Source organism: Gordonia sp. PvP123 (assembly GCF_040547295.1).
Classification (GTDB): Bacteria; Actinomycetota; Actinomycetes; order Mycobacteriales; family Mycobacteriaceae; genus Gordonia; species Gordonia terrae.
This window is the reverse complement of the sequence record NZ_JBEPPN010000001.1, coordinates 493,189-510,896: the sequence shown is the minus strand read 5'-3', so window position 1 is coordinate 510,896 and position 17,708 is coordinate 493,189. Positions and strand designations below refer to the sequence as shown.

Here is a 17,708-nt window from a genome sequence, read left to right as displayed (position 1 = left end):
GGCCCGGCGAAAACATAGAATAGCGCCCGTGACATCACCCGACCAGACATCCGCGTTGCCCGAGACAGCGTCGCCCCGGACTGCCGTACCCGAGACCGGGTTGCCCAAGTCCTGGGATCCCGCTGAGCACGAGGCGTCGCTTTACCAGGGCTGGGTGGACGCCGGGTACTTCACCGCGGACGCGGCGAGTGACAAGCCGCCGTTCTCCATAGTGATCCCGCCGCCGAATGTCAACGGCTCCCTGCACATGGGCCACGCCTACGAGCACGTCCTGATGGATGCGCTCTCGCGTCGTCGACGCATGCAGGGCTACGAGGTGCTGTGGCTGCCCGGCATGGACCACGCGGCCATCGCGATGCAGACGATGGTCGAGCGCAAGCTCGCCGCCGAGGGCAAGACGCGTGACGATCTCGGCCGGGAGGCGTTCATCGACCGCGTGTGGGCCGAGAAGGCCGAGATCAGCGGCAACATCGGTGAGCAGATGCGGCGGCTCGGCGACAGCGTCGACTGGTCGCGCGAACGCTTCACGATGGACGAGGGTCTGTCGCGGGCGGTGCACACCGTCTTCAAGAAGATGTTCGACGACGGGCTGATCTACCAGGCCGAACGTCTGGTCAACTGGTCGCCGGTCCTCAAGACCGCCGTCAGCGACATCGAGGTGAGTTACGCCGACGTGGAGGGCGAGCTCGTCAGCTTCCGTTATGGATCGCTCGACGACACCGAACCCCACATCGTCGTCGCGACGACCCGGTTGGAGACGATGCTCGGCGACACCGCGATCGCGGTTCATCCCGACGACGAGCGTTATGCCCACCTGGTCGGTACCGAGCTGCCGCATCCGTTCGTCGACCGGATGATCCCGATCGTCGCCGACGACTATGTGGACCCCGAATTCGGCAGTGGCGCAGTGAAGATCACTCCTGCGCATGATCCCAACGACTTCGCACTCGGGCAGCGCCACAACCTCCCGATGCCGACGATCATGGATGAGTCGGCCCGGATCGCCGACACCGGAACCGAATTCGACGGCATGGACCGGTTCGAGGCGCGGGTCAAGGTGCGTGAGGCGCTGGCCGAGCAGGGGCGCATCGTCAAGGAGGTGCGTCCGTACCTGCACAGCGTCGGCCACTCCGAGCGCACCGGTGAGCCGATCGAACCGCGGCTGTCGATGCAGTGGTGGGTCGCGGTCGCCACGCTGGCCGCAGCGGCCGGCGACGCGGTGCGCGACGGATCGACGGTGATCCACCCGACGTCGATGGAGCCGCGCTGGTTCAGCTGGGTCGACGACATGCACGACTGGTGCATCTCGCGTCAGCTGTGGTGGGGTCACCGGATTCCGATCTGGTACGGACCCGACGGCGACGTGGTGTGCGTCGGACCCGACGAGCAGGCCCCCGAGGGTTATGTGCAGGAGACCGACGTCCTGGACACCTGGTTCTCCTCCGGGCTGTGGCCGTTCTCGACCATGGGCTGGCCCGACCAGACCGCGGATCTCGAGAAGTTCTATCCGACCTCGGTTCTCGTCACCGGGTACGACATCCTGTTCTTCTGGGTGGCCCGCATGATGATGTTCGGCACCTATGTCGGCAAGAATCTGGAGCAGGGCAACGAGATCCCGTTCCACAACCTGTTCCTGCACGGGCTGGTGCGCGACGAACACGGTCGCAAGATGTCGAAGTCCAAGGGCAACGGCATCGACCCGCTCGACTGGGTGGAGCGTTTCGGTGCCGACGCCCTGCGCTTCACGCTCGCCCGCGGGGCCAATCCAGGCTCGGACATCTCGGTCGGTGAGGACCACGCCCAGTCCTCGCGCAACTTCGCGACGAAGCTCTACAACGCCACCAAGTTCGCGCTGATGAACGGCGCGAAGCTCGGTGAACTGCCCGATGCCGAGGCGCTGACCGACGCCGACCGGTGGATTCTCGGCCGCCTGGACGAGGTGCTCGCCGAGATCGACGCCGGATTCGAGTCCTACGAGTTCTCCAAGGCCTGCGAGGCGCTCTACCACTTCGCGTGGGACGAGGTGTGTGACTGGTACCTCGAACTGGCGAAGGTGCAGATCGCCGAGAACGACGAGAAGCGTTCGGAGGCAACCGCTCTCGTGCTCGGTGCGGTCCTCGACCCGCTGCTGCGGGCGTTGTCGCCGGTGATGCCGTTCGTCACCGAGGTGCTCTGGAAGGCGCTCACGGGGGGCGAATCGCTGGTGATCGCGCCGTGGCCGACCACCTCCGGACGTGACTGGTCGTCGGATTCGGCAGCCCGCGTGGACGATCTGCAGCGGTTGATCACCGAGGTCCGGCGTTTTCGCAGCGATCAGGGTCTGCGTCCCGGCCAGCGCGTCGCCGTGCAATTCGACGGGCTCGGCGAAGCCGGGCTCGAACCGCTGCTGCCGTACGTGACCTCGTTGGCGCGCCTGGATCCGGCCGGCCCCGGTTTCGGTGCCACCGCGACCATCGAGGTCCGCCTCAGCGTCGCGACGGTGGTCGTCGCGATCGACACCTCGGGCACCGTCGACGTCGAAGCCGAACGCAAGCGGCTCACCAAGGACCTGGCAGTCGCCGAGAAGGAACTGTCGACGACGTCGGCGAAACTGGGCAACGAGCAGTTCTTGTCCAAGGCTCCCGACCACGTGGTCGCCAAGATCCGGGATCGTCAACGGATCGCGACCGAAGAGGTCGAACGGCTGAGCGCGAAGCTGGCGAGTCTGGCCGGCGCGTGAGCGACGACACCGGTTTTCCCGAAGAGGATCCCGCCGTCCTGGGAATGGATGCGGCGGGCGACCCCCTGGGTCTGTCCGCGATCCTGGGAGAGGACGAACCGGATCCGGATGCCGAGCCGGCTCGGTTGCGCGTCACCGACAGCGCCGACGATCTCGCCGAACTCGCCGAGGTCGAGGCCGAACTCGACACCCGGTGGCCCGAGACGAAGATCGAGCCGTCGCTGACCCGCATCGCCACGCTCATGGACCTGCTCGGTTCTCCGCAGCACGGGTACCCGGCGATCCACATCGCCGGGACGAACGGCAAGACATCGGTCACCCGCATGGTCGATGCCCTGCTGTCTGCGTTGCACCGGCGCACCGGACGGATCACGAGTCCGCACCTGCAACGCGTCACCGAGCGGATCTCGGTGGACGGCAAGCCCATTGCGGCCCGCACGTACATCGACACCTATCGGGAACTCGAGCCGTACATCACCATGGTCGACGATTCGTCGACCGCCGCGGGTGGGCCGCGGATGAGCAAGTTCGAGGTCTTGACCGCGATGGCGTACGCGGTGTTCGCCGAGGCGCCGGTCGACGTGGCCGTCGTCGAGACCGGTATGGGCGGACGCTGGGACGCGACCAACGTCATCGACGGCACGGTCTCGGTCATCACGCCGATCGCGATGGATCACGCGGACTATCTCGGCGACACCCTGACCGCGATCGCGGGGGAGAAGGCCGGAATCATCAAGGCCGCCGAACCCGATGCCGCCGGAACCGTCGACCCCGTCACGGTGATCGCCGAACAGAGCCCCGAGGTCATGGACGTGCTGCTGCGCGCGGCCGTTGACGCGGGCACCATCGTCGCCCGCCAGGGTTCGGAGTTCGCGGTCCTCGACGCGGGCATCGCGGTGGGCGGACAGATGCTGACCATCCAGGGGCTCGGCGGTGTCTACGACGAGATCTTCGTGCCGTTGCACGGCGCGCACCAGGCGGCGAACGCCGCGCTGGCCCTCGCGGCGGTGGAGGCGTTCTTCGGTGCGGGTGCCGATCGGCAACTCGACATCGACGCCGTCCGTGCGGGTTTCGCGACTGTCGACAACCCCGGGCGGCTCGAGCGGTTGCGCAGCGCGCCGACGGTGTTCGCCGACGCGGCACACAACCCGCACGGGGCGGCCGCACTGGCGCAGGCCCTGGCCGAGGAATTCGACTTCCGCCGTCTCGTCGGCGTGGTCGGCGTGCTCGGCGACAAAGACGCCCGCGGGGTCCTCGAGGCCCTGGAGCCGGTGCTCGACGCGGTCGTCGTCACCGACAACGGATCACCGCGCGCCCTCGACCCCGAGACGCTCGCGGAGTACGCGCGCGAGGTGTTCGGTGAGGACCGCGTCGTCGTCAAACCCTTCCTGCCCGACGCCGTCGAAGAGGCCATCGCCCTGGCCGAGGAAGCCGACGGGGAGCGTGTGTCGGGCGCGGGCGTGGTCATCACCGGGTCCGTCGTGACCGCAGGCGCCGCGCGAACACTCTTCGGGAAGGAACCTTCATGACCACCCGATACACCCCACCCACGAACGATCCGTGGAAGGGGCTGCGCGGCGTGATGGCCGGCACGATGATCCTCGAGGTCATCGTCATGATCCTGGCCTTCCCGATCGTGTGGCGCCTGGGCGATGGGCTGACCTGGTTGTCCGGTGGTTATCTCACGGTGGTCGTCATCGCGATGATCGTCGCCGCGGGGATGCAGGGCAGGCCGTATGCCATCAACCTCGACCTCGGCTTGCAGATCGTCGTGATCGCCGGCGGGGTCTTCCACTGGTCGATCGCGGTGGTGGGCGTCGTCTTCGGGTCGGTCTGGCTCTACATCCGCTACATCAAGGGCGATGTCGAGAAACGCGTCGAGCGCGGAATGCTGCCCGGCCAGGAACCGATCGACTAGCGGGAGCGGTTCGGCACCGTCCATCATGGGCGCCTGACCAGCCGTGTTCGCGGTGCTCAGTACGGGCTTTGGTGGCCGCAAGAGCTGTGGCCGGACCGTTACCGCCGAACCGGGGCGGCCCGGCGGGTCGGCTGCAACAATGGCCCAAGCCGCGGGGGCGACAGGTCGTTCCTCGCAGCCTGTCGAACCACTTCCCGCTATACCCGATGTGAGGACATACGTGCAGTTCCAGCTCTCCCGGACCGTCATCTCCGACCGCACCCGCCGCTCCGCGTTGCCCGCGGTTCTGCTCGCCGCCGCGGCACTCGCGCTGACCGTCCCGGCGACGGCCGCCGCCGCGCCCGAGGACGAACAGGCCCCGCTCGCGATCGTGAACCTCACGGGTGCGCCGGAAGCCGGTGCGCCGGTTCCGGTCGGGCCGGGGGAGTACAGCTACGTCGCCACGCACGCGATCACCGAGCGTGCCGCGTCGATGAAGGCGCCCGAGGCGATCGCCGGCCTGCCGGTACCCGCTCAGTACCGGCCCGCGAATCTCGGTCTGGCGCAACAGTTCGACCTCGCGTTGGCCGGGGCTCTCGCCTCACCGGGCGGTTGCATCCAGGTGGTCGTCGATCCGCGGTCCCGAACCGGCAGCCTGTTCAATTACGGTTTCTTCCCGGTCGCGGGTGAGTACTGCTCCTGACCGGTGCGGAAGCGTCACCGGTCGATAGGGTGTCAGTCGTGACTGAACGCACTCTCGTACTCATCAAGCCGGACGGCGTCGAACGCGGCCTCGTCGGCGACATCATCAGCCGTATCGAGCGCAAGGGACTGACCTTGGTGGCACTCGAGCTCAAGACCGCGGACGACGCGGTCGCCCGCGGGCACTACGCCGAGCACGAGGGAAAACCGTTCTATCCCTCGCTGCTCGAGTTCATCACCTCGGGTCCGCTGGTCGCGGCGGTCCTCGAGGGGGACCGCGCGGTGGCCGCGTTCCGGCAGATCGCCGGCGGTACCGATCCGGTGGAGAAGGCCGTGCCCGGAACCATCCGTGCCGACTTCGCCCTCAACACTCAGTACAACCTGGTCCACGGGTCCGATTCGCCCGAATCGGCGGAGCGTGAGATCGCGCTCTGGTTCCCCGGTCTCACGGGCTGAAACAGGTTCGTCAGCTCGACGCGCGCCGTCAAACGCTCATCCTTTGCGGTCATCCGACCGCGGTGTGGGATACTTGTGCAGTTATCGCCGACACACTTTGTCGACGGCAACCGGATGACGCGCCCTGGTTCCGGCGCGTCGCGGTGCGTCACCGACGCATCGCGACGCCACGGAACCGCAGCTGACCCCACCGAGTTCGCACTGCTGCCAGCAGCCGAACACTCAGGTTCTCCTGTGCCCGGTGGCGTGGAAGGCGTCCGGGGATGCGGTCATCGACACAGCAAGAGCGTCGTCGGGTGACCCGCAGATCGGGTCGTCGCTACGACGCGCAGACCACACAACACCGGTCCGATCAGGTCCGGGACACAGAGCAGACCCTCGCGTGGCCGCGTCAGCCCGACGCGCCCGGGGGTTCGAGGAGACTGAGTGACCGACAACGGGTCGCCGGCTGACGCGAACGCAGCGTCGGAATCGGCGGAGGAATTTCCCAGCAAACTTCGTGTGCACGCCCTGGCGCGCTTCTTGGGCCTGACGAGCCGACAGGTGCTGGCTCACCTGGCGAGCCTCGGTGTGCAGACCCGCAGCCCACAGTCCAGCGTCGAACGCGACCTGGCGAAAGCCGTGGCCGACCGGGTCCGCGCCGGGGTCGACGAGACCGCGGCGACGCCGGCGCAGACCCCGCCGGCCGCAGACGGCCCGGCCGAGGCTCCGGCGGCGGAGTCCACGCCAGTCCAGGCCGAAACAGCCGAGGCCCGATCTGGCCGGGCCGAATCAGCCCAGGTGGAAACAACCGGGACCGATTCAGCCGCTCCGGCGCCGGCCGCGGTCGAGGAGACCGAGACCGAGACCGAACCGATCCCGTCGCCGACGGAGACGTCGGCGGACGAGGCCGGCTCGACGCCGGCAGCGGAGGCCCCGACACTGTTCTCGGCGGCGTCGGCGCAGTACAACGCGCCGGTGGCGCCGTCAGCAGGCGAGGCCGAGCCATCTGCCGGCGTGCAGCCGCTGTTTTTGCAGCCGCAGGCCCCGGCCGAGAAGCCCCGCTCCGCCCGGTCCGGGCGCGCGAAGGCCAAGGCCGACGCGAATGCCCCTGCGCCGACCACCGGTGACGAGTCGGCTGGCGCCACGACCTCCGAGGCCCCGACCTCCCAGGCCGCGACAACCGAGGCCGCGTCACCCGAATCCGGGGCTGGCGAAGCGGCGGACCGGCCGGTGGCCGACGAGTCGAAGGCCGACGACGCCGGCGATTCGGACGCCACCGATTCGAATGCCGATGACTCGAACGCCGAGGACTCGAACGTCGAGGACTCGCACGACGACGATTCTGCCGACGATTCGGGTTCGGGTCGGAGCCGCCGTCGTCGTCGTGGGCGTCGTGGTCGCGGACGCGGTCGAGGCGACCAGGGCGGAGACGGCGAGTCGGACTCCGACGAGTCGGACGCCGACGACTCCGCCGGTACCGATGCGTCGAGCGACGACGCGACCCGTGATGCCGACAGCACCGCCGGTGAGACGGACTCCGAGGACAGCTCGTCCGAGGACGAGTCGGCCGACGAGTCACGCTCGGATGAGGGCCGCCCGTCGGGGAAGCGCACCCGGCGCCGCAGTCGCAGGTCGGGTTCGGAGAAATCAGCCGACGCCGAGTCCGCCGGCTCATCGAGCGGCCGCGCCGAGGAGGCCGGCGACGACGCCGACACCGGTGATGATGACGGTGACGACGCGTCCGGCGACGATGACAACGGCGATTCGTCGTCGACCCGCCGCCGGCGCCGGCGGCGCCGCCGCAAGGGCGGGGGCGAGGCCGACGAGGCGTCTCCCGACGATCCGCCGAACACGGTGGTGCACGAGCGTGAGCCGCGCAGCAAGCGGGCCCGCGACGAGGTGCAGGGCATCTCGGGTTCGACCCGCCTGGAGGCCAAGCGTCAGCGTCGTCGCGACGGCCGCGATGCCGGTCGCCGTCGGCCGCCGATCCTGACCGAGTCGGAGTTCCTCGCGCGCCGCGAGGCAGTCGACCGTGTCATGGTCGTCCGGGAACGCAGCGCCAACAGTCGCATCTCCGGCAACGACGGGCACGAACACGCCGCGGTCGAGGACTACACCCAGGTCGCGGTCCTCGAGGACGGCGTCCTCGTCGAACACTTCGTCACCACCGCGACGTCGTCGTCGATGGTCGGCAACATCTACCTCGGTCGGGTTCAGAACGTCCTGCCGGGCATGGAAGCCGCGTTCGTCGACATCGGCCGCGGACGCAACGGCGTGTTGTACGCGGGCGAGGTCAACTGGGACGCCGCCGGACTCGACGGCGGTTCGCGCAAGATCGAACAGGCACTCAAGCCGGGCGACAATGTCCTCGTCCAGGTCAGCAAGGACCCGGTCGGGCACAAGGGCGCTCGTCTGACCACCCAGATCTCCCTCGCCGGTCGCTACCTGGTGTATGTGCCCGGTGGTTCGTCGACCGGGATCAGCCGCAAGCTGCCCGACGTCGAACGCAAGCGTCTCAAGCAGATCCTGGCCAAACTCGTCCCCGACGAGGCCGGCGTCATCATCCGCACCGCCTCGGAGGGGGTCAGCGCCGAGGAACTCGGAGCCGACATCGCACGCCTCGAGTCGCAGTGGAAGACAATCGACGAGGCGGTCGCACAGGCCGAGAAGGGCGGGTCGTCGAACCCCAAACCGCTGTACGAGGAGCCCGATCTCCTGGTGCGAGTGGTCCGCGACCTGTTCAACGAGGACTTCAAGAAGCTCGTCGTCGAGGGCGACAAGGCCTGGAACCTGGTCGAGGGCTACGTCAGCTCGGTGGCGTCGGACCTGATGGAGCGTGTCGAGAAGTTCGACAAGCCGCACGCCGACGCGCCGGATTCGTTCGTGGTGCATCGCATCGACGAGCAGCTCGCGAAGGCGCTCGACCGCAAGGTGTGGCTGCCGTCCGGCGGCACGCTGATCATCGAGCACACCGAGGCGATGACCGTCGTCGACGTGAACACCGGCAAGTTCACCGGCTCGGGGGGCAACCTCGAGGAGACGGTGACGCGCAACAACCTCGAGGCCGCCGAGGAGATCGTGCGCCAGATGCGGCTGCGCGACATCGGCGGCATGATCATCGTCGACTTCATCGACATGGTCCTCGAGTCCAACCGGGATCTGGTGCTGCGCAGGCTCACCGAGGCCCTCGCCCGTGATCGCACCCGCCACCAGGTCTCCGAGGTGACCTCGCTCGGTCTGGTGCAGATGACCCGCAAGCGCCTGGGAACGGGTCTGCTCGAAGCCTTCTCGACCACCTGCACGGCGTGCAGCGGCCGGGGCATCATCGTGCACGCGAATCCCGTCGAGGTGAAGACCGAGGACTCCTCGCGGGGGGAGGGCTCGGGCTCGAAGCGGTCGCGTCGCGGCAAGAAGAAGGCCGACGCACAGCCGGACGCCGCTCCGGCGGTCGCGCCGGCCCACAAGCCCGCCGAGCATCCGATGTTCCGGGCGATGGCCGCGCACTCCCATGACGACGAGCACGCCGAGGACAACGGCGGAGACCAGCCGGACCGTGACACGCCGCGCGGTTCCGGCGGGGACGCGGCACCGGGCGTCGACGCGCCGGCCGGGCAGCCGGTCACCGACGCCGAGTCGGACGCAGCTGCGGACAGCTCGACTCCGGTCGCCGACACCTCCGCAGAGCCGGTCGGGGCACAACCAGTCGAGGCGGAAGCGGACACGACCGAACGGGAAGCGCCGGAACCGGCGGCTGCCGGGACCGCCGCATCCGACGGTCAGGCGCAGGCGCGACGACGGCGTCGGGTCGTCCGTCGTCCGGCCCAGACGACCACGGCACCCGAGAATGTGGTGATGACCGCGGTGGACGTGGTCCCGGACACACCGCTGACGACCTCGGGGCCGGTCTCCTCCGGAACTCCGGAGACGGCGGTCGCGGTCCGGCGCCGACCGCGTAAACGCGGCGCCGGGCGTCCCGCGGGACCACCGCCGGCCGACGACTGAGGGGCGGTGGCCGGACGGTGACGGGCCGGCGTCGGGTGAGTTTGACCCGACCGCCGACATTCCCGTAACCTTGGAAAGTCGCCTCCCGCGGAGGGTCTGCGCTGTTCTGCCCGCTTCGGCACAGCAACGGTGCGAATCCCGTCGGCAGGCCCTCTGGTGCGAACCGCAGCTTCCCGGCCACGTGACTGGGTGCCCTGCGGCCCGCCCCGGCACGCACAACACAAACGCCCCAGGAGCGCCCGCGCCCCGAGGGTCCGAGTAGACGAGTAAGAGGAATACTTCGATGGCAACGTACGCGATCGTCAAGACCGGCGGAAAGCAGTACAAGGTCGCTGAGGGCGACACTGTGAAGGTCGAGAAGATCGACGGAGAGATCGGCAGCACGGTGAGTCTGCCGGTCGCGTTGGTCGTCGACGGGTCGAATCTGACCACCGATGCCGACAAGCTGGCCAAGATCTCGGTCACCGGCGAGGTCGTCGACCACGTCAAGGGCCCCAAGATCCGCATCCACAAGTTCAAGAACAAGACCGGCTACCACAAGCGCCAGGGTCACCGTCAGAAGCTGACGGTCCTCAAGGTCACCGGCATCAAGTAGTTCGACCCGCTTCGAGAAGACCTCAGGAGGACTGACACATGGCACACAAGAAGGGCGCGTCCAGCTCGCGCAACGGTCGCGATTCCAACGCCCAGCGACTCGGCGTGAAGCGCTTCGGCGGCCAGCAGGTGAGCGCAGGCGAGATCCTGGTCCGCCAGCGCGGCACCAAGTTCCACCCCGGCGTCAACGTGGGTCGCGGTGGCGACGACACCCTGTTCGCGCTGGCCGCGGGCGCGGTGGAGTTCGGCTCCAAGCGTGGCCGCAAGACGGTCAACATCGTCCCGGAAACCGCTTCGGTCTGACCTGAGCAACCGGCACGACACAGCTCTACACAGGGCGGGCAGGGTCATCGCGTACCCCGCCCGCCCTGTTCTTTTTTGACGGAAGAAGGATTTCGATGTCTCGGTTCGTCGACCGCGTGACCATTCACGTCGCCGCGGGGAACGGCGGCCACGGCTGCGCGTCGGTCCATCGCGAGAAGTTCAAGCCTCTCGGCGGACCGGACGGCGGCAACGGCGGCAACGGCGGCTCGGTGCGCCTCGTCGTCGACCCCCAGGTGCACACCCTGCTCGACTTCCACTTCCACCCGCACGCCAAGGCGTCGAACGGCAAGCCCGGGGCCGGCGACAACCGTGACGGTGCCACCGGAGGCGACCTCGTCCTCAAGGTGCCCGACGGCACGGTCGTCCTCGACGAGCGCGGCACGATCCTCGCCGACCTGGTCGGGGAGGGTGCGGTCTTCGAAGCCGCGCAGGGCGGTCGGGGCGGACTGGGGAATGCGGCGCTCGCGTCGAAGGCCCGCAAGGCCCCCGGCTTCGCCTTGCTGGGGGAGGAGGGCCAACAGCGTTCGCTCGTCCTCGAACTCAAGTCCGTGGCCGATGTCGGCCTCGTGGGGTTCCCCTCGGCGGGCAAGTCCTCGCTCGTGTCGGTGCTCTCGGCCGCGAAACCGAAGATCGCGGATTACCCCTTCACCACGCTCGTCCCGAACCTCGGGGTCGTGCAGACCGCCGGCGACGTCTTCACGATTGCCGACGTCCCCGGTCTGATCCCGGGCGCCTCGACCGGCCGCGGGCTCGGACTGGAGTTCCTCCGACACCTCGAGCGCTGCGCGGTGCTCGCGCACGTCGTCGATTGCGCCACACTGGAACCCGGGCGTGACCCGATCTCCGACATCGATGCGCTGGAGGCCGAGCTGGCCGCCTACGTCCCGGCACTCGACGACGATCACGGACTCGGCGACCTCGCCTCTCGCCCGCGTGTGGTGATCCTCAACAAGCTGGACGTACCCGACGCCGCCGAGCTCGCCGATCTGATCGAACCCGAACTGGCCGAACGCGGTTGGCCGGTGTTCCGGATCTCGGCGGTCGCCCACGAAGGTCTGCGCGAGCTCACCTTCGCACTGGCACGCATGGTGCGCGAGTACCGGGAGTCCCAGCCCGCCAAGGTCGCCCGGCGTGCGATCATCCGGCCCAAGGCCGTCGACGACACGGGGTTCACGATCGAGGCCGATCCCGACAACGAGGGCGGGTTCATCGTCCGCGGCGCACGCCCGGAACGCTGGATCGCGCAGACCCAGTTCGACAACGACGAGGCCGTGGGCTACCTGGCCGACCGGCTCAACCGTCTCGGCGTCGAAGACGAACTGGTGAAGCGGGGTGCGCAACCGGGTGCGCCCGTCACCATCGGTGCGGTCACGTTCGACTGGGAGCCGTCGACGCCCATGGGCGACGACGTCCCGATCACCGGCCGCGGCACCGACATCCGCCTCGACCGCTCCGATCGCGTGGGGGCCGCCGAACGCAAGCAGGCCCGACGCCTGCGGCGCGGCCTGCCGGACGAGGACGGCGGGGAGCGGGACCTCCCGTGACCGCCGGCTCCGTCGATCGGCTCCACGACGGATCGGTGCGCGACCGGATCGCCCACGCGCGCAGCGTGGTCGTGAAGATCGGGTCGTCGGCGCTGACAGACCTCACCGAGGGACTCGACCGCAACCGACTCGACGCCCTGGCCGACGCCCTCGAGGCCCGGATGCGGGCCGGGTCGGATGTGATCGTCGTGTCCTCGGGGGCCATCGGCGCCGGGATCGCACCCCTCGGCCTCAAGCGACGGCCCACTGATCTGGCCACCAAGCAGGCGGCGGCCAGCGTCGGGCAGCTGGCCCTCGCGCACGCGTGGGGTACCTCGTTCGCTCGGTACGGCCGCACGGTCGGTCAGGTCCTGCTCACCGCCGACGACATCTCCAACCGCAGTCATCACGCGAATGCGCAACGGACGCTTGACCGTCTGCGTTCGCTCGGCGCCGTCGCGGTGGTCAACGAGAACGACACCGTGGCCACCAACGAGATCCGCTTCGGCGACAACGACCGCCTCGCCGCGCTTGTCGCCCATCTGTCGGGAGCCGATGCACTCATCCTGCTCTCCGATGTCGACGGCCTGTACGACGGCGATCCGCGCAAGGTCGACGTCGACGGACGGCGTGCCCGGCTGATCCCGGAGGTCAACGGCCCCGAGGATCTCGACGGGGTGATCGCCGGATCCGGCGGCGCGCTGGGCACCGGCGGCATGGCGTCCAAGCTGGCCGCCGCACGGTTGTCGGCCGATGCCGGCGTGCCCGTGCTGCTGGCGGCCGCCTCGTCGGCGGCTCAGGCGCTGGCCGACGCCTCGGTGGGGACGGTGTTCGCCGCGCGACCCGAGCGACTGTCCGCCCGGCGCTTCTGGGTGCGTCATGCCGCCGACGCGCGGGGCCGGATCGCGCTCGACGACGGAGCGGTCGATGCGGTGTCGCGCAAACGGCGTTCCCTGCTCGCCGCGGGCATCGTCGGGGTGACGGGCAGGTTCTTCGAGGGCGACGTCGTCGAACTCGTCGACCGATACGACACCGTTCGGGCCAGGGGAGTCGCGGCCTACGGTGTCGACGACGTGACGTCGATGGTCGGTCGTTCCACGCGCGACCTCCCGCCCGAGCTGCAGCGTCCGGTGGTCCACGCGGACGATCTGGTGGTCGTTTCGCGCTGAGCTGTCGCTCGGATGTCAGAAGGTCGCCAGCGCCGGGAGAACGAAGCCGGCCTCGTGATCGATCTTCAGGGTCGCGATCTCATCGGCACGCGTCACTCCCCGGTTGACGATGATGAGCGGCTTGCCGGCGCGGTGTGCCCGCCGGGCGAACCGCAGACCGGACATGACGGTGAGTGACGATCCGACGACCACCAGGGCGTCGGCATCGTCGACCACCGAATATGACTCGTCCACAACGTCTTTGGCGACGGTCTCGCCGAAGTAGACGATGTCGGGCTTGAGGATGCCGCCACAGTTCGGGCAGTCGATCATCACGAAGTCCGACGTGTCCGACAGGGTGGCATCGGCATCGGGGGCGACCTCGATGGCCCCGCGCCCGCGGACCCGCCGGGCGAACTCGATGTTGACCTCCTCGAGGAGTTCGGCGAGGCGGTGCCGCGAGATCCGCCAGTCGCAGTCGAGGCAGCGGACTCGTCCGTAACACCCGTGCAGCTCGATGACCCCGCGTGTGCCGGCCTTGGTGTGCAGCATGTCGACGTTCTGCGTCAGGACCCGGGAGAGCCACCCGCGCTGCTGTAGCCCCGTCAGTGCGAGATGAGCGCGGTTGGGGACCGCGGCGTCCATGTGCCGCCAGCCGAGGTGATTGCGGGCCCAGTAGTGGCGGCGGAAGTCGGCGGAGGACAGGAACATCTCGAGGGTCATCGGCGTGCGCGGCGGCGACCCGGGGCTCCGGTAGTCGGGAATACCGGAATCGGTGGAGATGCCCGCTCCGGTGAGCACCGCGAAACGGCGCCCGGCGAGGATGTCGGCGGCCAGCGCGATCCGGTCCGCGACGTCGTCGTCGAGCGGGGTGTGCTCGGCCGGGGTGGAGCCGAGCTGGAGACGAGTACGCACTCTCGCCAGGATAGGCCGGTCTCAGATCTCCTCGATGCGGTCCGCCGTGGCCGTGGTCTGCGCGATGAACCACTGCTCCCATCGGGCCGCGGTCCAGCCGCGCTCCCGCGTGAGGCGGAGCCACAGGGTTCTCGAGGCGAGCATCCACATCGAGTCCACGGTGTGGTCGTCCGGCTCCCGGTCGAGGACGAGTGTGAGGGCAAAGCGGACCTCGTGCCAGCGGGTCTGCTCGCGTGCACTGCGAAGCGCCGCCGCGTCGCCGTCGGTGACCGCGGCTTCGTCGAGAACGTGCTGGATGGCCGCCGATCGGAGGTGCGCGTCGCGCAACCACGAGGCCGCCGCGCGAATGCGAGCGTGCCGGTCGCCGCGTCCCATGGCCTGGTAGTCGGCACTGTCGCGAACCGGGACGTCCTCGTCTCGTCGCAGGGCCGAGACGATGCAGGCGTCGAGCAGGTCGAGCTTGTTGTCGAACTGTCGGTAGACGGTCGGTCGGGTGAGTCCCGCGCGGGTCGCCACCCCCGACATCGTCGTCGCCACCCACCCGTCTTCGCAGAACATCTCGGTGGCGGTCTCGAGGACCAGGGCGCGGTTGTCGCGGGCTCGCTCCGCGCGAACTTCCGATGAGTAGGTCCTGGCCACGTCGACGAGTCTAGACATAATTGAAGATACACTGTGTAATGTGAATTAAATGGTGGTCCGACTCGAGTGCCACCTCGTCAGGCAGGGAGCACCGATGGACGACTTCTTCGTACCGACGACGCTGGGGCGTCTGCACGTCCGTGCTGTGGGCAACGGGCCCCCGGCGGTGCTGTGGCACAGCATGTTCGTCGACTCGGCGGCCTGGGATCGTGTCGTCCCGGGCCTGGCGGCACACCGGCGTCTGTTCATCGTCGATGCGCCCTGGTGCGGGGAGAGTGACAAGTCGGCCGAGCCCGCCGACATCGCCGCGTGTGCGGACGCCGCGGTCGAGATAGTCGCGACCGTTCGCGACCTCACCGGTTCGGCCGCGGTGGACTGGGTCGGCAACGCCTGGGGTGGGCACGTCGGCCTGCATCTCGCCGCGGTCGAACCCACACTCGTCACCACGCTGGTGGCGATGAGTGCGCCGACGGGTCCGATCGAACGCGACCTACGACGACGGATTCGGCTCCTGCTGCCGATCTATCGGGTGATCGGCGCACGCGGCCCGGTGTGGTCGGCCATCGTGGCGACGTTGTTCACCGACGACACACGTCGAGACGATCCCGAGGCGATCGACCTGCTGCGGCGCTCGCTACGGGTCTCCGGACGGTCGATGATCCGGGCCGTCCGCACCGCCATTCTCCACCGCACCGACCTGACCTGGGCGGCCGAGGCGATCACCTGTCCGGTGCTGTTCGTGACGACCGATGATCGAGGGGAGTGGACTCCCGAGGAGGCGAGGTCGGTGGCGCGCACAATGCATGATGCGCGCGAGATCACCGTTCGCGGGGCCCGGGTGATCCCGTCGGATCGAGCAGGCGGCTCAGACGGTCGACGCGGTGCTGGCCTTCTGGGAGGCGATAGAACGACAATCGCCACCTCCGAGGGCAGTCGCGACAGACATCTGAGCGACTGCCACGCGGGGTGGCGATTGTTGGGGGGCTTGTATCAGCAGATCAGGAGGACACGGCCTCGTCGGCGTGCTTGCCGGTCGGTTGCGGCACGGCCACCAGCGGATACACGCCGTTCTCGTCATGCACCTCGGTGCCGACGACCGGCGGGTTGAACACGCACAGCATGCGCATCTGCGTGTCGGCGGTCACCGTGTGGCGCTCGTGTCCGTTGAGCAGGTACATGGTGCCGGGCGCCAGGGGATAGGTCTCGCCCGTCTCACGATCGAGCAGGTTGCCGGTGCCCTCGACGAGCCAGACCGCCTCGACGTGATTGGCGTAGTGGAATTCGTTCACCGAACCGGCCTTGATGGTGGTCTCGTGGAACGAGAAGCCCACCTGGTCGCCGCCGAGCACGATGCGCTTGGAGACCCAGTTTCCCTTCGGGTCGGCGACCTCGCGTTCGGTACCGGTGATCTCTTCTGTGGTGCGGACGATCATCCGATCACCTCCTTGACTGCGTCGGACAGGATGGTCAGGCCACGGTCGAGATCCTCGCGGGAGATGGTCAGCGGCGGGAGCAGCTTGACGACCTCGTCGGACGGACCCGACGTCTCGGCCAGGAGCCCCGCGCCGAAGGCCTGCGCGCAGACCTTGCCGGCGGCGGTGTGGTCGTCGAAGGCGAGTCCGCGCACCATGCCGCGACCGCGGGTGGAGATGCCGTCGTAGCGGCTGCACAGGTCGGTGAAGACCTCGTGGATCCGCTCACCCTTGGCATGGATGTCGCGGGTCAGCGCGTCATCGGCCCAGTAGGTCTCGATGGCCTTGGCGGCGGTGACGAACGCGGGATTGTTGCCGCGGAAGGTCCCGTTGTGCTCGCCGGGGGTCCACACGTCGAGCTCGGGCTTGAACAGGGTCAGCGCGAACGGCAGGCCGTAACCGCTGATCGACTTCGACAGCGTGACGATGTCGGGCTTGATGCCGGCTTCCTCGAACGAGAAGAACTCGCCGGTGCGGCCACAGCCCATCTGCACGTCGTCGACGATCAGCAGGATGTCGCGACGCTCACAGAGCTCGGAGAGCGCGCGCAGCCACTCGGCGCGGGCGACGTTCACGCCGCCCTCACCCTGGACCGTCTCCACGATGACCGCTGCCGGACGGTTCAGGCCGCTGCCCGAGTCGTCGAGCACGCGCTCGAACCAGTGGAAGTCCTCCATGACACCGTCGAAGTAGTTGTCGAACGGCATCGGGGTCGCGTGGACGAGGGGGATACCGGCGCCGGCGCGCTTCATCGAGTTGCCGGTCACCGACAGCGACCCGAGGGTCATGCCGTGAAAAGCGTTGGTGAAGCTGATGATCGACGTACGTCCGGTCACCTTGCGGGCCAGCTTCAGCGCCGACTCGACCGCGTTGGTACCCGTCGGTCCGGGGAACTGGATCTTGTAGTCGAGGCCGCGCGGCTCGAGGATGTGGCTGGTGAACTTCTCGATGAAGTTCCCCTTGGCAACGGTCGCCATGTCGAGACCGTGCGTGATGCCGTCGGCTTCGATGTACTCGAGGAGCGCCTTCTTCAGGACCGGGTTGTTGTGGCCGTAGTTCAGCGAACCGGCGCCGGCGAAGAAGTCCAGGTACTCACGACCGTCTTGGTCCTTGATGTGTGAGCCCTTCGCGGTGGTGAACACGGCAGGCCAGTTGCGGCAGTAGCTGCGCACCTCGGACTCATGGGTGGTGAAGATGGCGTCGTCGATCTGGGTGTCGAGAAGTTGCATGTCTTGTGCTTCCTTCTGGTGTGACAATGTGGGGCTCTTCAGGTGTGCCCGGCTCGTCATTCGCTTCGTTGCGATCGCCGGACCGGATGGGTCCCACGGGGCGGGG

15 protein-coding genes are annotated in these 17,708 nt (G+C 68.5%); 11 read left to right on the top strand and 4 right to left on the bottom strand.

The window, feature by feature from the left end; translation table 11 throughout:
- Positions 1–28: 28 nt before the first annotated feature.
- From ABIC25_RS02350 to proB, 10 genes are all read left to right on the top strand, one after another.
- Entirely contained in the window at positions 29–2,719 is a 2,691-nt protein-coding gene (locus ABIC25_RS02350) for a valine--tRNA ligase (protein WP_435529057.1), read from the top strand.
- Positions 2,716–4,248, top strand: a complete 1,533-nt coding sequence (gene folC / locus ABIC25_RS02345) for a bifunctional tetrahydrofolate synthase/dihydrofolate synthase (protein WP_354559738.1) — start codon at positions 2,716–2,718, stop codon at positions 4,246–4,248. Before ABIC25_RS02350 ends, folC begins: the two co-directional genes overlap by 4 nt.
- A complete protein-coding gene (locus ABIC25_RS02340) occupies positions 4,245–4,637 on the top strand; it encodes a DUF4233 domain-containing protein (RefSeq protein ID WP_004019621.1) in 393 nt (130 codons plus the stop codon). Before folC ends, ABIC25_RS02340 begins: the two co-directional genes overlap by 4 nt.
- A gap of 220 nt (positions 4,638–4,857) precedes the next feature.
- Positions 4,858–5,319: a hypothetical protein gene (locus ABIC25_RS02335; RefSeq protein ID WP_239402732.1), complete on the top strand. Its 462-nt coding sequence runs from the start codon at positions 4,858–4,860 to the stop codon at positions 5,317–5,319.
- Between the two features lie 38 nt (positions 5,320–5,357).
- The gene (ndk, locus tag ABIC25_RS02330; RefSeq protein WP_064571050.1) at positions 5,358–5,774 is read left to right on the top strand and encodes a nucleoside-diphosphate kinase; all 417 of its coding nucleotides are present in this window, start codon (positions 5,358–5,360) and stop codon (positions 5,772–5,774) included.
- A 426-nt stretch (positions 5,775–6,200) separates the two neighbouring features.
- On the top strand, positions 6,201–9,758 hold the full coding sequence (locus ABIC25_RS02325; protein WP_354559737.1) for a translation initiation factor IF-2 N-terminal domain-containing protein: 3,558 nt from the start codon (positions 6,201–6,203) through the stop codon (positions 9,756–9,758).
- A gap of 283 nt (positions 9,759–10,041) precedes the next feature.
- Complete coding sequence (gene rplU / locus ABIC25_RS02320) at positions 10,042–10,353, top strand: 50S ribosomal protein L21 (protein WP_004019625.1); 312 nt, start codon at positions 10,042–10,044, stop codon at positions 10,351–10,353.
- Between the two features lie 38 nt (positions 10,354–10,391).
- On the top strand, positions 10,392–10,655 hold the full coding sequence (gene rpmA, locus ABIC25_RS02315) for a 50S ribosomal protein L27 (protein WP_004019626.1): 264 nt from the start codon (positions 10,392–10,394) through the stop codon (positions 10,653–10,655).
- Positions 10,656–10,750: 95 nt separating this feature from the next.
- A complete protein-coding gene (gene obgE, locus ABIC25_RS02310) occupies positions 10,751–12,220 on the top strand; it encodes a GTPase ObgE (RefSeq protein ID WP_239402735.1) in 1,470 nt (489 codons plus the stop codon).
- On the top strand, positions 12,217–13,368 hold the full coding sequence (gene proB, locus ABIC25_RS02305; RefSeq protein ID WP_248645254.1) for a glutamate 5-kinase: 1,152 nt from the start codon (positions 12,217–12,219) through the stop codon (positions 13,366–13,368). The genes obgE and proB overlap by 4 nt, the downstream gene beginning before the upstream one ends.
- 15 nt (positions 13,369–13,383) lie before the next feature.
- Here proB and ABIC25_RS02300 read toward each other — a convergent pair whose 3' ends face one another.
- On the bottom strand, positions 13,384–14,262 hold the full coding sequence (locus tag ABIC25_RS02300) for a Sir2 family NAD-dependent protein deacetylase (RefSeq protein ID WP_064571053.1): 879 nt from the start codon (positions 14,260–14,262) through the stop codon (positions 13,384–13,386).
- A 21-nt stretch (positions 14,263–14,283) separates the two neighbouring features.
- Entirely contained in the window at positions 14,284–14,919 is a 636-nt protein-coding gene (locus ABIC25_RS02295; RefSeq protein ID WP_354559736.1) for a TetR/AcrR family transcriptional regulator, read from the bottom strand.
- Positions 14,920–14,995: 76 nt separating this feature from the next.
- Between ABIC25_RS02295 and ABIC25_RS02290 the strand changes: the two genes are divergently transcribed.
- A complete protein-coding gene (locus ABIC25_RS02290; RefSeq protein WP_354559735.1) occupies positions 14,996–16,009 on the top strand; it encodes an alpha/beta fold hydrolase in 1,014 nt (337 codons plus the stop codon).
- Here the strand turns inward: ABIC25_RS02290 and ABIC25_RS02285 are convergent.
- Both ABIC25_RS02285 and ectB read right to left on the bottom strand, forming a co-directional pair.
- On the bottom strand, positions 15,900–16,334 hold the full coding sequence (locus ABIC25_RS02285; RefSeq protein ID WP_004019634.1) for an ectoine synthase: 435 nt from the start codon (positions 16,332–16,334) through the stop codon (positions 15,900–15,902). The genes ABIC25_RS02290 and ABIC25_RS02285 overlap by 110 nt on opposite strands.
- Entirely contained in the window at positions 16,331–17,602 is a 1,272-nt protein-coding gene (ectB, locus tag ABIC25_RS02280) for a diaminobutyrate--2-oxoglutarate transaminase (RefSeq protein ID WP_354559734.1), read from the bottom strand. Before ectB ends, ABIC25_RS02285 begins: the two co-directional genes overlap by 4 nt.
- Positions 17,603–17,708: the final 106 nt, after the last annotated feature.

Bases quoted from the DNA above. Each gene is read 5' to 3' on its own strand.
- ABIC25_RS02340 (WP_004019621.1), top strand. From the start codon at position 4,245: ATGACCACCCGATACACCCCACCCACGAACGATCCGTGGAAGGGGCTG.
- rplU (WP_004019625.1), top strand. From the start codon at position 10,042: ATGGCAACGTACGCGATCGTCAAGACCGGCGGAAAGCAGTACAAGGTC.
- rpmA (WP_004019626.1), top strand. From the start codon at position 10,392: ATGGCACACAAGAAGGGCGCGTCCAGCTCGCGCAACGGTCGCGATTCC.
- obgE (WP_239402735.1), top strand. From the start codon at position 10,751: ATGTCTCGGTTCGTCGACCGCGTGACCATTCACGTCGCCGCGGGGAAC.
- ABIC25_RS02295 (WP_354559736.1), bottom strand. From the start codon at position 14,919: ATGTCTAGACTCGTCGACGTGGCCAGGACCTACTCATCGGAAGTTCGC.
- ABIC25_RS02290 (WP_354559735.1), top strand. From the start codon at position 14,996: ATGGACGACTTCTTCGTACCGACGACGCTGGGGCGTCTGCACGTCCGT.
- ABIC25_RS02285 (WP_004019634.1), bottom strand. From the start codon at position 16,334: ATGATCGTCCGCACCACAGAAGAGATCACCGGTACCGAACGCGAGGTC.
- ectB (WP_354559734.1), bottom strand. From the start codon at position 17,602: ATGCAACTTCTCGACACCCAGATCGACGACGCCATCTTCACCACCCAT.